The sequence below is a fragment of the Thermodesulfobacteriota bacterium genome, assembly GCA_040754335.1.
Taxonomy (GTDB): Bacteria; Desulfobacterota_D; UBA1144; order Nemesobacterales; family UBA2774; genus 2-12-FULL-53-21.
In genome coordinates, this window is record JBFMCV010000004.1 from 341,783 (window position 1) to 355,450 (window position 13,668).

Annotated in this window: 10 protein-coding genes; 6 read left to right on the forward strand and 4 right to left on the reverse strand. The window is 55.0% G+C overall.

What is annotated here, in order from left to right; genetic code table 11:
- Positions 1-12 precede the first annotated feature (12 nt).
- On the forward strand, positions 13-2,406 hold the full coding sequence (gene pbpC, locus AB1598_10535) for a penicillin-binding protein 1C (GenBank protein ID MEW6145442.1): 2,394 nt from the start codon (positions 13-15) through the stop codon (positions 2,404-2,406).
- Between the two features lie 62 nt (positions 2,407-2,468).
- Here the strand turns inward: pbpC and AB1598_10540 are convergent, their stop codons facing one another.
- Both AB1598_10540 and AB1598_10545 read right to left on the reverse strand, forming a co-directional pair.
- Positions 2,469-3,797, reverse strand: coding sequence for a cytochrome P450 (locus AB1598_10540; protein ID MEW6145443.1), 1,329 nt, complete (start codon positions 3,795-3,797; stop codon positions 2,469-2,471).
- Positions 3,798-3,910: 113 nt separating this feature from the next.
- Positions 3,911-5,578, reverse strand: coding sequence for a tetratricopeptide repeat protein (locus AB1598_10545; protein MEW6145444.1), 1,668 nt, complete (start codon positions 5,576-5,578; stop codon positions 3,911-3,913).
- A 186-nt stretch (positions 5,579-5,764) separates the two neighbouring features.
- Between AB1598_10545 and AB1598_10550 the strand changes: the two genes are divergently transcribed.
- The 3 genes from AB1598_10550 (at position 5,765) to AB1598_10560 (ending at position 8,587) form a co-directional block, all read left to right on the forward strand.
- Positions 5,765-6,232: a CoA-binding protein gene (locus AB1598_10550; GenBank protein ID MEW6145445.1), complete on the forward strand. Its 468-nt coding sequence runs from the start codon at positions 5,765-5,767 to the stop codon at positions 6,230-6,232.
- A gap of 96 nt (positions 6,233-6,328) precedes the next feature.
- Complete coding sequence (locus AB1598_10555) at positions 6,329-7,624, forward strand: O-acetylhomoserine aminocarboxypropyltransferase/cysteine synthase family protein (GenBank protein ID MEW6145446.1); 1,296 nt, start codon at positions 6,329-6,331, stop codon at positions 7,622-7,624.
- Between the two features lie 3 nt (positions 7,625-7,627).
- Entirely contained in the window at positions 7,628-8,587 is a 960-nt protein-coding gene (locus tag AB1598_10560; GenBank protein MEW6145447.1) for a patatin-like phospholipase family protein, read from the forward strand.
- On the opposite strand, the gene AB1598_10565 is transcribed toward AB1598_10560, so the two are convergent.
- Together AB1598_10565 and trxB are read right to left on the reverse strand one after the other, a co-directional pair.
- On the reverse strand, positions 8,565-10,013 hold the full coding sequence (locus AB1598_10565; GenBank protein ID MEW6145448.1) for a hypothetical protein: 1,449 nt from the start codon (positions 10,011-10,013) through the stop codon (positions 8,565-8,567). The two genes, AB1598_10560 and AB1598_10565, sit on opposite strands and share 23 nt — an antisense overlap.
- A gap of 116 nt (positions 10,014-10,129) precedes the next feature.
- Complete coding sequence (gene trxB / locus AB1598_10570) at positions 10,130-11,089, reverse strand: thioredoxin-disulfide reductase (GenBank protein MEW6145449.1); 960 nt, start codon at positions 11,087-11,089, stop codon at positions 10,130-10,132.
- A 213-nt stretch (positions 11,090-11,302) separates the two neighbouring features.
- On the opposite strand from trxB, the gene AB1598_10575 reads away from it, so the two are divergent.
- Together AB1598_10575 and AB1598_10580 are read left to right on the forward strand one after the other, a co-directional pair.
- Complete coding sequence (locus AB1598_10575; GenBank protein MEW6145450.1) at positions 11,303-12,412, forward strand: aminomethyltransferase family protein; 1,110 nt, start codon at positions 11,303-11,305, stop codon at positions 12,410-12,412.
- A gap of 182 nt (positions 12,413-12,594) precedes the next feature.
- Positions 12,595-13,638: a rod shape-determining protein gene (locus tag AB1598_10580; protein ID MEW6145451.1), complete on the forward strand. Its 1,044-nt coding sequence runs from the start codon at positions 12,595-12,597 to the stop codon at positions 13,636-13,638.
- Positions 13,639-13,668 lie beyond the last annotated feature (30 nt).

Sequence of the window (13,668 nt, forward strand, 5' to 3'; positions counted from 1 at the left end):
CCGGGTTATTTTATGCGGATACCGAGAGGAATGACGATGCTCGCCGGACGATTTAAAAAACTCGCTGTAATATTTTTTTTCGCGTCGTCCGCATTCGTTTTCTCCGCGCTCCTGCTTTTTTTTGCGCTCGATCTCTTGTTCCCGTTCCCTGCGGAATCGCTGAGGCGAGAGCCGACGGCCGTTATCACGGACAAAGACGGAAGACCACTCAGATTCTTTCTTTCACGGGACAAGCGCTGGCGCTTCCCCGTAAAGCTCGCGGACGTTTCCCCCAAGCTCGCCGAGGCCGTGATAGCGTCCGAGGACAGGTGGTTCCGCAGCCATCCCGGCGTGAACCCGTTTGCTCTCTTGAGGGCCTTTTATACGAATCTAAAAGAGGGGAGGGTCGTCTCGGGCGCGTCTACCATTCCTATGCAGATAGCCCGCATGGCCGACCCGAAATCGAGGACTATTTTTTCCAAACTGGAAGAGGCGTTCCGCGCTCTCCAGTTAAAGCGGATGTACAGCGATGACGAGCTGCTCGAGATTTATCTCAACCTGGCTCCCTACGGCGGCAATATAGAGGGAATAGGAGCGGCGTCCTATTTTTACTTCGGGAAAACCCCGCGCGCGCTCACGCCGGGCGAGATAGCACTGCTCACTGCGCTCCCGCGCTCCCCAGCCGCCTACGACCCGGTCAGGAACCCGAAAGATTCGGAGAAGGAAAGGAACAAGGTACTGGGACAGCTTGCGGCGAGAGGGGTCCTCACGTCCGGGGAAGCTTCCGAGGGAGCGAAAGAAGCAGTCCCCAGGGCGAAGAAGCCCCAGCCCTTCGCCGCGCCCCACTTCTCGGAATTCGCCTACAGGGACATTGCGAAAGGCGGGAGCCTCGAGACCACTCTCGACCCGTCGATCCAGAAGGTCGCGGAAGAGGTCGCTAAGCGTCATATAGGGATCCTCAGGAACGGCGGCATAGACAACCTTGCGATAGTCGTGATAGAGAACGATACGAGGAAGCTCAGGGCAATGGTCGGCTCGGCCGATTACTTCGACAAGGACCATTCGGGTCAGGTCAACTTCACGCTGGCGAGACGCTCACCGGGCTCCGCTCTGAAACCGTTTCTTTATGCCATGGCTCTCGATGAGGGAATAGCGGTACCCGATACCTATGTTCTCGACATACCTACCGACTTCTCGGGTTACGTCGCGGAGAATTACGACAGCAAGTACAGGGGGAGGATAACCCTCGAGAACGCTCTGATACTTTCGCTAAACGCCCCTGCGGTCAGGATGCTGTCGCAGATCGGCCTCAAGGATTTTCACGAGCTCCTTTTAAAGGCCGGCCTTTCCACGCTCGACAGGCCGTCCAATAAATACGGGCTCCCGCTAATTCTCGGAGCGGGAGAAGTGAGGCTCATCGACCTCACTAATCTGTACGCGACGCTCGCGGCGGGAGGCGGTCACGAGCCTGTGATCATCACCGAAGACGCAAACCACGAATCTGCTCCGGCAGGACTCTTTTCGCCTGAAGCGTCTTATCTTATTACGGAGATACTGACGGGCCTCAAGCGCCCCGATATGCCTTCCAACTCATGGGCGCTCACCGAGGACGTCCCCGAGGTCGCGTGGAAGACGGGCACCTCCTACGGGCACAGGGACGCGTGGTCGCTCGGGTACTCGGACAAGTACACGATCGGGGTCTGGGTGGGCAATCCGGACGGAAGGGGGCAAAAAGGCATCTCCGGATCGGAGCATGCGGCGCCGATACTGTTCGATGTATTCAGGGGCGTGGAAGGTGACGGCTCGAGGATAAGCAGGCCCGAAGGGCTCAGGCTCGGCACTGTCGAGGTGTGCAGGGAGAGCCACCTTCTCCCGACCCCCTACTGCGGGGAGAGGGACAAGGTCACGTACATAAAAGGCGTGTCACGAATACCCAGGGACAATTACTCAAAAAAGATATTCGTCGATAAGGAGTCCGGGGACCTGCTCCTTGGAGACTGCATAGGTGAGCGACCGCACGAATCGCGTGTTATCACGACCTATCCCCCCGAGCTCGTCGCATGGTGGATGGCAGAAGGCGTGAAGAGGGACGCTTTCCCTCCCCTCAGCCCTTACTGTAACGACGTCTCATCCGAGCGGCCGCCTCAGATTCTGTCGCCCGATAAATCGACCCCTTACCGCGTGCTCGACGGCATGCCCTCCGAGTATCAGAGGGTCGAGCTCATCGCCGGTGTGAGCGAAGAGGTGAGCGCCCTCTACTGGTATCAGGACGGGAAGCTCGTGGCCTCGACTCGCCCTTACAAGAAAACGTTCATACCGCTGACTGCGGGCAGGCACCGCCTCGTCGTGGTGGATTCATCCGGGCGCTCGGACAACATCACGTATAAGGTCGAGAGCCGTGACAGCGTCGAAGTCGTCGAGAGATGAGAATTTCTAATGGCGCAGGAATCGCCGGATTAGAATGTTGAAACGGATTAATGAGATAAGATCTACCGCCTCTCAACAACCATTCTCATCCCGTACTTGGGGCGGATCGTGATAAGCGGGTCCGGCACTACCCTGTGCCCCGGAGCAAGACCCATCTTCCACTTTGACGCTATCGCGGCGATGAGCAGCACTCCTTCCATCCACGCGAAGGGCTCCCCTATGCAGCGCCTCGGCCCGCCTCCGAACGGGAAATAGGCGAATTTGGGAAGGCTTGAATCCTCCTCGGAGCGCCATCTTTCGGGCTCGTACTTAAGCGGATCGGGATAAAATCGCGGGTCGCGGTGGACTACGAACTGGCTCATGTATATGTCCGCCCCTGCGGGCACTGTATATCCTCCCACTTCATAATCGTTTATCGCGCGCCTCGCGACGACCCATGCGGCCGGGTAGAGCCTGAGTGCTTCCTTGAAGACCCCGTGAGTGTAGGGGAGCCTCCCGAGGTCGTCAAAGGACGGCGGCCGTCCGCCGAGAACGGTATCGATCTCTTCGTGGAGCTTCTTCTCGGCTCCGGGGTTTTGAGAGAGGAGATACCAAGTCCAGGTCAGGGAATTGGCCATCGTTTCCTGCCCGGCGAGGAAGAGGGTTATAGCCTCGTCCCTCACCTGCGTGTCGCTCATCCCCTTTTTGTCCCCTTCCTCGTCCCTTGCTTCGAGGAGCATCGAGAGGAGGTCGTCTTTCTGTCCGGCATCTCTCCGCCTTTCTTCTATGAGCCTGTATATCACGCTGTCGAGCCGGCTGACTGCCTGAAGCCCGCGTTTATTCCCCGGGAGCGGCAGGCAGTCGAGGATCTCGGAGAACGGGAAAACGAACCTGGGGAAGAGAGTCACTATGTCTGTGAGCGATCCGACGATCTCGTCCGATTCCGATTCGACGTCAGCGTCGAAGAGCGTCTTGCTCACGACTGCGAGCGTGAGCTTCGTCATCTCCACGTGTATATCGACTATGTCCCCGCTCTTCCAGGAAGCGCCCGCGCGCGAGCCGTAGTCCGCCATGACGTCGCCGTAGGACCTTATCCTCTTGTAGTGGAATACGGGCTGAATGATCCTCCTCTGTCTCAGGTGGACATCACCCTCGCTCGTGAGAAGACCTTCGCCTAAGACGAGCTTCGCGCGGTCGAGCGCCCGGCTTTTCGTGAAATTGCGGTTGTGCGTGACGAGCACGTCCTTTATGTGCTCGGGATTGTTGAGGAGATATAATCTACGCGACCCGAGAGTGAAATAAACGATGTCCCCGTACCGCCTCGATATCTTCGTCAGGAACCCGAGCGGGTCGCTGAAATAACCGGCGAGCGAGCCTATGAAAGGGAGACCTCTCGGCCCCGGAGGGAGCATTGGTCTATTGAGCCGATATTCTTTATTGGCAGTTTCCATTCTTCACTCAAGAATATGGAATCGCGTCCGGGGTGTCAATGAAGCTGCATTTCATCGTCCGGCATGAAAGGAAATCATTCGGAGCCGATTTTCTCAAGTAATCGATTTGCCCTTTCCCTCAGACCGGGATCATCTGTCAATTCCAGGACTTTCTTCATGTCGGCGGCCGCCTCGGCGCGAGCGCCCGACAAATCGTACGCGACCCCGCGATTGTAATAAGCGTCCGTATGTGCCGGGTTCAGGTCGATGGCCTTTGTGAAATCCCTGATTGCGGAATTGAGGCCGCCTTCTCTTGCGTAGCCTATTCCGCGGTTGACATAAGCATCGACGAACTTCGGGTCGATCTCGATAGTTTTAGTATAATCCCTGATTGCGGATCGTATGTCGTTTTTCATCATATAGGTGTTTCCGCGTTGAAAATACAGAGCGGCTGCCCGAGGATTAAATTCAATAGCCTTCGTATAATCGCTTATCGCGAGGTCGTAGAGATTTTTTTTCGAGTAGACCTTCCCGCGGCTGATATACGCATCGGAATCTTTGGGATTCAGCTCGATCGTGCTCGTAAAATCCCGGACAGCGGAATCCAGGTCGCCCTGTAAAGCATACGAGGTGCCCCGGTTGTGATACGCCAGGTAATTCCGGGGGTTGAGTCCGATAGCCGTTGTAAAATCGTTTATCGCCGATACCAAGTCGCCTTTGATAAGGTAGGCGTTCCCGCGATTATAGTAGAAGTGCGATTCTTTGCTATTCAGCTCTATGGCCTTTGTATAATCGTGGATAGCAGCGTCGAGCTTGCCTTTATCGGCATAGCAAATACCCCTGTTTGCATAAGCGGTCGGATTGGACGGGTTTAAGACAATGGATCTCGAATAGTCCTCGATTGCCCGGTCGGGGTCGTTATTCAGGTAGTATGCACTGGCACGATAAAAGTAAAGCGCCGCGGGCTCGACAATGTTTACAGGAACGCTCAGCCCGCTTACAGCATCCGTGAACAGGCTGATAGCGCCTGCATAATCCCCGGCTTCATACCTCGCAAGACCGATGGTAAACAGCACGAGATAAGTCATTTCATTCGAGAGCTGCTCCTGTATCGTGAAATTTCTGAGCTCTGTAACCCCCACCTTGAGGTTCTCCACTTCCTGTTTTAGCTCCAGCATCACCGGTCTTTCCAAAACTTCAAAGTGAGCTATGATCTGTACGTTCTCTTCGTTTACTGTGTACTCGCCCCAGAGCACTATGCTGGCTTTCCTCTTTTTACCGATTTTACGGGCGTAGTCGCTTTCATTCTGATACGTGATTGTTTCGTTTAAGAGTTGAACCTCTACGTCGGAGTATTTTTTCGTGGCCTTTTCCAGCTGGTCTTTGATGTTCCCTGTCACCCGGTATTTTTTCTTGTCGGGTCCGTCGAAGTCGGCGAGCAGGATAATGATTTTGTCAGGCGGCATACTCTGATAGTACCGCCATCCGAAATAACCGGTAAATGCAAGGACCGGCATTGCTATAATGAGGGCGAGGGCCAGATTGCCCACCCACTTGTGATACTTGGCTCTCCTGATGTAGAAAAAGAATGAGCTGAGCCATATTCCGGAGGCGCAAACGATTAACACTATCAGTGTTATAAGCCCTATGTCGCCCCGGATTATTCGGATTGCGCCGTAAAGGAGTCCTCCTATGGCGATGATGTCTGCTATATAGCTTAAAATCTCTCGCTTTGATAGTTTCCCGAGGTTTCCGGGCTCCATAGATCCCTTACTTACTCCGCAGCCGAGGTGCTTAAACCTGTTCTATTTTAATAGTAAGATTATTCATCGGCATACAAACATATATACGAGCGAATATGTGAGAAATTGCCGATCTAGGGTAGATTATATAATAATTTCTTCATATTCTTAAGAGTTCTTAGGCGGTTGCAGAAAGGGAAAATAATTATGGAAGACATAAAGACACTCCGCAGGATTCTTCAGGAAAACAAGACGATCGCAGTCGTGGGGCTCTCCGACAAGTGGCACCGTCCGAGCTACTTCGCCGCGAAGTACCTCCAGGAGCACGGCTACAGGATAATCCCCGTGAACCCCGGTCACAAGGAGATACTCGGAGAGAAATGCTACGCGAGACTCCTCGACATTCCGGAAAAGGTGGACGTCGTCGATATATTCAGGAAATCGGAGGACGTCCCTCCTATCGTCGAGGACGCAATAAAGATAGGGGCGAAGGTCGTATGGATGCAGCTCGGGATAATAAACGAAGGTGCGGCAGCGCACGCACGGGAAGCGGGGCTCGACGTCGTCATGAACAGGTGCATGAAGATAGAGCACGGCAGGCTGTTCGGCGGGATTAATTTTATCGGGGTAAACCGCGGAATAATCTCGTCCAGAAGATCGAAGTCGCTTCCTTAGGCAGGTTTACATTTTAGGACGGGACACGGAAAGTAATCCGGTCTATTTCTTTCCGTCAGGATGATTTTTCGGCGGTGAACATCGGGAGGGGTAAATATGGCTGACAGAAAATTCGGGTTTGAAACACTATGCATACACGCCGGGCAGCTCCCGGACCCTGCAACGGGATCGCGCGCGGTGCCGATATACCAGACTACCGCCTACGTGTTCGACAGCGCCGACCACGCCGCGAGCCTCTTCAATCTCCAGACGTTCGGGAATATATATACACGCATAATGAACCCGACGAACGCTGTGTTCGAGGAGAGGATGGCCGCGCTCGAAGGGGGGAGGGCCGCGGTCGCCGCCGCGTCAGGCATGGCGGCCCAGGCGGTCGCGCTGCTCACGATTCTGAAATCGGGGGACGAGATAGTATCGTCGAGCACGCTCTACGGGGGCACGTACACGCAGTTCGACGTTAATTTCAGGGACCTCGGAATCAACGTGAAATTCGTCAACCCTGATGAGCCCGGGAACTTCAGGAAGGCCATTACGAAGAAAACGAAGGCCCTCTTCGCCGAGACCATAGGCAACCCGTTCGGGAACGTTCTCGATATCGAAGCCGTCTCGAAAATCGCCCGCGATGCCGGGGTGCCGCTCGTCATAGACAACACGTTCGCGACACCTTATCTGTGCAGGCCTATCGAATTCGGGGCCGATATCGTCGTGCATTCGGCGACGAAGTTCATATGCGGCCACGGCACTTCGATGGGCGGCGTGCTGATCGAGTCCGGAAAGTTCCCCTGGGACAACGGGAAGTTTCCCGGAATGACCGAGCCCTCGAAGGCTTATCACGGGGTCAGGTTCTATGAAACATTCGGTGATTTCGGATACACCATGAAGGCGAGGTGCGAGATACTGAGGGCGTACGGCCCGGCGCTCAGCCCCTTTAACGCCTTCTTACTGCTTCAGGGCCTGGAGACTCTGAACCTCAGGATGGAGAGGCACTGCTCGAACGCCCTAGCCGTGGCGGAATTCCTTAAAAACCACCCCGCAGTCACGTGGGTCAATTATCCGGGACTGCCGGACAGCCCGTATTACGGGCTCACCCGGAAATACCTCCCGAAAGGTGCGGGCTCGATATTCACTTTCGGAATAAAGGGCGGGAAGGAGGCTGGGATAAAATTCATTGAGAGTGTTGAGTTCCTGAGCCATCTCGCGAACGTGGGGGACGCGAAGACGCTAGTCATCCATCCGGCTTCGACCACGCACCGGCAGCTTACGGAAGAAGAGCAGACGGAGGCCGGCGTGAACCCGGAAATGGTCAGGATTTCGGTCGGTCTCGAGACGCTCGACGACATCCTGTGGGACATAGACCAGGCGCTCGGGAGCTCGCAGAAAGCGAAGGCCTGATGCGTGGGTCTGTCACAGGGCGGGAGTGTTTCCGAGGCGTTCGCATATGATGAAATTCTCACGGAAAAAGCCATGAAAATCGGGATCGCGCTCGGAGGAGGAGGGGCGAAGGGTTTCGCCCACATAGGGGTCCTGAAGGCGCTCGGCGAGGCAGGGATCGAGTTCGATATAGTTGCTGGTACGAGCATAGGGGCGCTCGTTGGCGCGGTATACGCTTCAGGGAAGCTCCCCGAGCTCGAGCGTGTCTCGAAGCGGTATGGAGTAAAAGACCTGCCCTTTCTCCTCGGCCCCACCTGGCCCCGCAAGGGTATTTTCAGCGGGAATTACATAGAGCGCCTGCTCGGCGACATTGTCCGTGTGGAAAGTATAGAGGATTTAGGGAAGCCCTTCGCCGCCATTGCCGTCGATCTCAATAAAGCCGAGGTCGTTACATTCACGAGCGGGAATCTCTACAGGGCCGTGCACGCCAGTATGTGCATTCCTGGCCTGTTCAAACCCGTGATAGACGGGGAGAGGATACTCGTAGACGGCGGGGTGCTCGAGCCCGTGCCCGTGAGCGCTGTCAGGCGTCTCGGCGCAGGCGTCGTCGTTGCGGTCGATCTGCTTAGCAACCTGTCACCGATAAGCAGGGGTGCCGGGAAAAGGCTTGTATTCTCTGACTATGTCCGCTATCTTGCAGAAAAGTTTTATATGGAGGACCTGATTGAAGTTAAGGGCAGGGAAAGGGAGGCAGCCGTTTCCCTTGTCGATATCATACAGAGGAGTTCCATTGTCGCCCAGAGGAAGCTCACTGAATATAATTTCAGGGACAACCCGCCCGGCATCGTCATAGACCCTCCGCTCTCGGATATCAAGGTCCTCGATTTCCATCGGGGCGAAACAATAATGGAGAGGGGGAGACTGGCGGCGGAAAAGGTCATTCCCGAGCTGAGGAGCCTCCTCACAAAAACCGCTTCCCGATAAGCTCCCTTTCTCCCCTCCTCCATTCCCTGAACAGCAGTATCCAGACGGGTATGAACTCGAGCCAGACGATTACGTCCGTGAATACGTCCAGCTCTCCCCTCGGCTCGAGGTAGTACCTCAGATAATAGAGCGGTAGCAAAAACGTGAGCGCGAGTAGCGAGAGTCTCGGCTGAACGGCTAAAAACGGCAGGAGCCACGTGTAGTACCACGGGAACTCGGTCGGGCTCACCAGGAAAATGAACGCGATTATAAAGAGGCTTTTCTTGAAAAAGCCGCTTCCCGAGGGCTTCCTGTACGACATATAAGCTATCCAAAGGATCGTGATTGAGGCCGCGATCCACCTGGCGAGTGCGTACTTTTGATAGGTCTCGAATCCGAGAGCTCCGAGGGAGACGTCCGAGACGAAAATCAGGATGCGGAATATCGAATCGTTATTCTCCCAGCTCCCCCCGTAGGCGATCAGGCCTGATGACCCGTCGGGCGCGGAAAGGTATAGAGGCAGGAAGAGCACGCACATGATAAGTATCAGCAGGATCAAAGCGCGCAATAATCTTCCGGGGCCCGAGAGAACGGGGCGGAGGACGAGAGGTATCAGGAAGACGGGCCATATCTTTACGCCTATGCCGGCAGCGAGGCTCGCGATAGAACCGAAGTATCTGGTTTTCAGCGCGAGCAGCACTCCTCCGAAGGCAAAAGGTAAAACTAGCGCGTCCAGGTGGCCCGAGTTGTATATCTCCTTCACGAGGAGAGGGTTCCACCAGTAGATCATGGAATAGACAATGGGCAGCCGCAGGACGTTCAATGAATAAAGGACGAGAGCGAGCGTCACGATGTCGAAAACCAGGAGTATCGCTCTCCACGGAAGGAGGCTCCAGGGCTTTATCAAGTACGATAGCGCGAAGAGCGCCTGTGTGACCGGGGGGTAAATGCTTCGTATGTGGGGGTGATTTATGCGCTTGATTATATCGCCCGAGTCTCCGGAAAGTCTCAGCAGTTCTTCGGGGACGTCTTTATTCCGAATAACGTCCTCCGGCGAATATTTATACGGGTTTATCCCGTTCGCCGTCACGGCCCCGTCCCAAAGGTATCTGAAATAATCGTCTTCGAGCATCGGGGTGGAGAAAAACATGACCAGCCTGAAGACGAGGCCCATAAATAACACGAAGCCCAGCATCGCTCCGGCGTTAACCGAATTTATCGTTTTCCCGACGGTGAAGACATATAGACAGCCCGAGAGGATGAGTATCAGGACAAGCAGGAAGACGGGCCTCTCCGGAAGGGGAGTCTCCGGGGAGAAATAATCCGAAATGAACGACAAAATTAGGAAGAGACCGGCAAGTATGAATCCGCACGACGCGATGAGCCTCTCCGTAGTGAAAATACGCTCGCGCTTACTCTCCTGATCCCATCCTAAGAGCGGGTTCATGGTGACGCTCCTGTGTATTAGGCTCCTGCTATCAATATACGCTCTTGCCGCAGTACCCGGTAGGAGTAGTCTGATATTGGAATGCAGGGATCAGCCGGAAGTCATCGAATACGGGCTCAAGCGTGCTCGGCGTGCTCTTCGAGGAACCTCTCCGCGTCGATCGCCGCCATGCACCCGGACCCAGCCGCCGTTATAGCCTGCCTGTATTTGCTGTCCTTTACGTCGCCGGCTGCGAATACCCCCGGGATGCTCGTCTCCGTGCTTCCGTTTTTAGTTATAAGGTACCCGAGCGCGTCCATTTCGAGCACGCCTTTGAATAGCTTCGTGTTCGGGTTGTGACCGATTGCTATGAATACGCCCTGGACGGACCTCTCCGTGACCTCGCCCGTCTTCGTGTCCCTGAGCCTGACCCCTCTTACCCCGCCGTCCTTGTCTCCCAGTATCTCCTCGACTTCAGCGTTCCAGATGAAATCCACCTTTGGGTTCTTTTGCGCCCTGTCCTGAAGTATCTTTGACGCGCGGAGCTGGTCCCTCCTGTGGACTACGCTCACCCTGGAAGCGAATTTCGTAAGGAATGTTGCTTCTTCGAGCGCGCTGTCGCCGCCCCCGACAACGATCAGCTCCTTGTCCTTGAAGAAAAACCCGTCGCAAGTGGCGCAGGTCGAAACGCCGTGTCCCAGGAGCAGTTTTTCCGATTCTATGCCGAGCATCTTGGCCGACGCTCCCGAAGCGATGATGAATGCGTCAGCTTCTATGACGGTATTTCCTGCCGTGATCTTGAATGGCCTCTTCGATAAGTCAACCGAAGTTATGCTGCTCAGCACGCACTTCGCCCCGAACCTCTCGGCCTGTTTCCTCATCGAGTCCATGAGCTCGGGCCCGAGTATACCCTGGGGGAATCCGGGGAAATTTTCCACTTCCGTAGTCAGAGTCAGCTGGCCGCCTGCCTCCATGCCCTCGAACACCACGGGCTCAAGATTTGCCCTGGCCGTGTATAGAGCCGCGGTCAGTCCCGCCGGCCCCGAACCCATGATCACGACCTTGTGTCTCCGTTTCAAATCCTTAATATCGGTCATCTCCGCTCCTGAATTTTATGCTTCTTCCCCGAACCCCGCTTTATACTACATACGGGGAGCGGTTTTTCAAGTTGCTCACGCCCCGCGGAATACCGGTCTATTTTAGATAACCGGGGAGATACAAAAGATTCATCCAGCGTTTGCGCGGGGCCTCCTGCGCTTCTGGTAGAATAATGATGTCGTGCGTTCACTCCGGACTATATAAGGGACCGTATGAGTATCAAGAGACTGCCTTTGCATGATGTGCACGAGTCGCTGGGCGCTTCATTCCGGGAGTCGGGGGAATGGCTCGTCCCCGAGAGCTACGGCGACATGCAGGGCGAGTACGAAGCGGCGGGGAGCCGTGTCGCCATAGCGGATCTGTCCGACCGCGGTAAGCTCCGTCTTTCCGGGAAGGAGCATCTTAAGTTTCTCCAGGGCATGCTCACTAACGACGTGATGGAGCTCGAAGAAAGCAAGGGGATGTACGCTGCGGTTCTGACGGTAAAGGGCAGGATGATTTCCGATATGCGAGTCTATCGTGATAAGGATTCGGTATTGTTGGACCTTGAGCCGGGCCTGAATACAAAAGTCGGAGACCTCCTCAAGAAATACAGGCTCTCCTACAAGGCTGCGATAGACGATCTGACTGAAAGCATGGGGCTTATTTCAGTTTGCGGTCCAAAAGCGCCAGGTCTTCTCGGGCAAATTATCGGAAAGGATAATCTGCCGACGAGCGAATACGATCACGTGAGAGCGTTTGTGGACGGTCACGAGGTGCATGTTGTTAAAACCCGTAGAACCGGCGATGAGGGCTACGATATCTATGCACTCACCGAAGGGCTCGCAGATGTTTGGGGACTCTTGACAGAGGAGGGAAGAGAGCACGGGATAAAGCCCGCAGGGAGGGCCGCGCTCGATGTGCTCAGGATAGAAGCCGGCATCCCTGTTTACGGTATCGACATGGACGAAGAGACGATTCCGATCGAGGCAGGCATCTGGAGCGCGCTCAATTTCGAGAAGGGTTGTTACGTCGGCCAGGAGGTTATTGCGAGGATCAGGTGGAGGGGTCATGTCAACAGGCACCTCGCTGGCTTCATCTCTGCCGGCGCGGCCCTGGAGAGAGGAGCCGATGTGTATTCGGGAGAGAAAAAGATAGGGCTCGTCACGAGCAGCGCCTTCTCGCCTTCTCTCCGGAAGCCCGTGGCTCTAGGGTATATAAGAAGGGAATTTAAAGAGCCCGGCACGAAAGTCGGAATTAAGCTCTCTGACGGGTCTGTCGGGCAGGCCGAGGTTGCCGCCCTTCCGTTCACCGGCGCCGGGGACCCTCAAAAGCCTGAATAATCGCCTTCGCTGAAAATTAACGCCTGTAATCCTTGATTTTATTTCCCTCTCTATTATAGTATCAGTCGGGTGTCTTTTTTCGGGTAAAAGGTAGTTAATAAACAGGGTTGGGTATCTTTTATAAATCACCAATAACATTTTATTAATTTCTGTTCTATAATTTGGGTAGGAGGGTCTCGGAAATGATATTCGATACGGTTCTGGGCTGGTTCTCGAACGACCTCGCAGTCGATTTGGGGACTGCCAACACGCTCGTGTATGTGAGGGGAAAGGGTATTGTCGCGAACGAACCTTCGGTCGTCGCGGTGCAGGAAGATTCGAGAGGCATAAAAAAAATACTCGCAGTCGGCAAAGAAGCCAAAGACATGGTCGGAAGGACGCCGGGCTCTATCAAGGCTATCAGGCCCCTCAAGGATGGCGTAATCGCAGACTTCGACGTAGCTCAGAAAATGCTTGAATATTTCATCAGGAAAACCCATAACAACAGGAAAAGTTTCGTGAGACCCAGGATCATCGTTTCCGTTCCCATCGGCATTACCGAGGTCGAGAAAAGGGCAGTAAGGGAATCGGCTGAGGCCGCCGGGGCAAGAGAGGTCTATCTTATAGAAGAAACGATGTCGGCCGCGATCGGCGCGGGGATGCCCGTGACCGAGCCTACCGGGAACATGGTCGTGGATATCGGCGGGGGGACGACAGGGGTTGCGGTAATTTCACTCGCGGGCATAGTCGTCAGCAAATCGATCAAGGTCGGAGGAGACAAGCTCGACGAGGCAATACTCCAGTACGTGAAACGGAACTACAACATGCTCATCGGCGAAAGGACCGCAGAGGACGTGAAGAAGAAGCTCGGAAAGGTGCTCGGGAACGGCGACATAGGCTCCATGAACGTAAAGGGCAGGGACCTGCGCGCCGGAATACCGCGCACTATAGAGATAACGTCTGAAGAAGTAAAGGAAGCCCTCACCGAGCCCGTCAGCCTTATCATCGAGGCGATAAAACAGACCCTCGAGAGGACCCCTCCCGAGCTTGCCGCCGATATAGTCGACAGCGGAATTATGCTCACCGGCGGAGGCGCTCTCCTCGGGAACCTGGACCAGCTCATCAAGGAAGAAACCGGGCTCCCCGTTACGCGGGCGGAGGACCCGCTCACGTGCGTCGTTTACGGCTCTGGGAAGGCGCTCGAGGAGCTCGACCTGTTGAGAGAGGTCAGCATAGGTTACTCATGAAAATCAGACGCGGTTTCTGTGTACTATAGT

Bases quoted from the DNA above. Each gene is read 5' to 3' on its own strand.
- AB1598_10580 (MEW6145451.1), top strand. From the start codon at position 12,595: ATGATATTCGATACGGTTCTGGGCTGGTTCTCGAACGACCTCGCAGTC.
- AB1598_10545 (MEW6145444.1), bottom strand. From the start codon at position 5,578: ATGGAGCCCGGAAACCTCGGGAAACTATCAAAGCGAGAGATTTTAAGC.
- AB1598_10555 (MEW6145446.1), top strand. From the start codon at position 6,329: ATGGCTGACAGAAAATTCGGGTTTGAAACACTATGCATACACGCCGGG.
- trxB (MEW6145449.1), bottom strand. From the start codon at position 11,089: ATGACCGATATTAAGGATTTGAAACGGAGACACAAGGTCGTGATCATG.
- AB1598_10565 (MEW6145448.1), bottom strand. From the start codon at position 10,013: ATGAACCCGCTCTTAGGATGGGATCAGGAGAGTAAGCGCGAGCGTATT.
- pbpC (MEW6145442.1), top strand. From the start codon at position 13: ATGCGGATACCGAGAGGAATGACGATGCTCGCCGGACGATTTAAAAAA.
- AB1598_10540 (MEW6145443.1), bottom strand. From the start codon at position 3,797: ATGCTCCCTCCGGGGCCGAGAGGTCTCCCTTTCATAGGCTCGCTCGCC.
- AB1598_10550 (MEW6145445.1), top strand. From the start codon at position 5,765: ATGGAAGACATAAAGACACTCCGCAGGATTCTTCAGGAAAACAAGACG.
- AB1598_10575 (MEW6145450.1), top strand. From the start codon at position 11,303: ATGAGTATCAAGAGACTGCCTTTGCATGATGTGCACGAGTCGCTGGGC.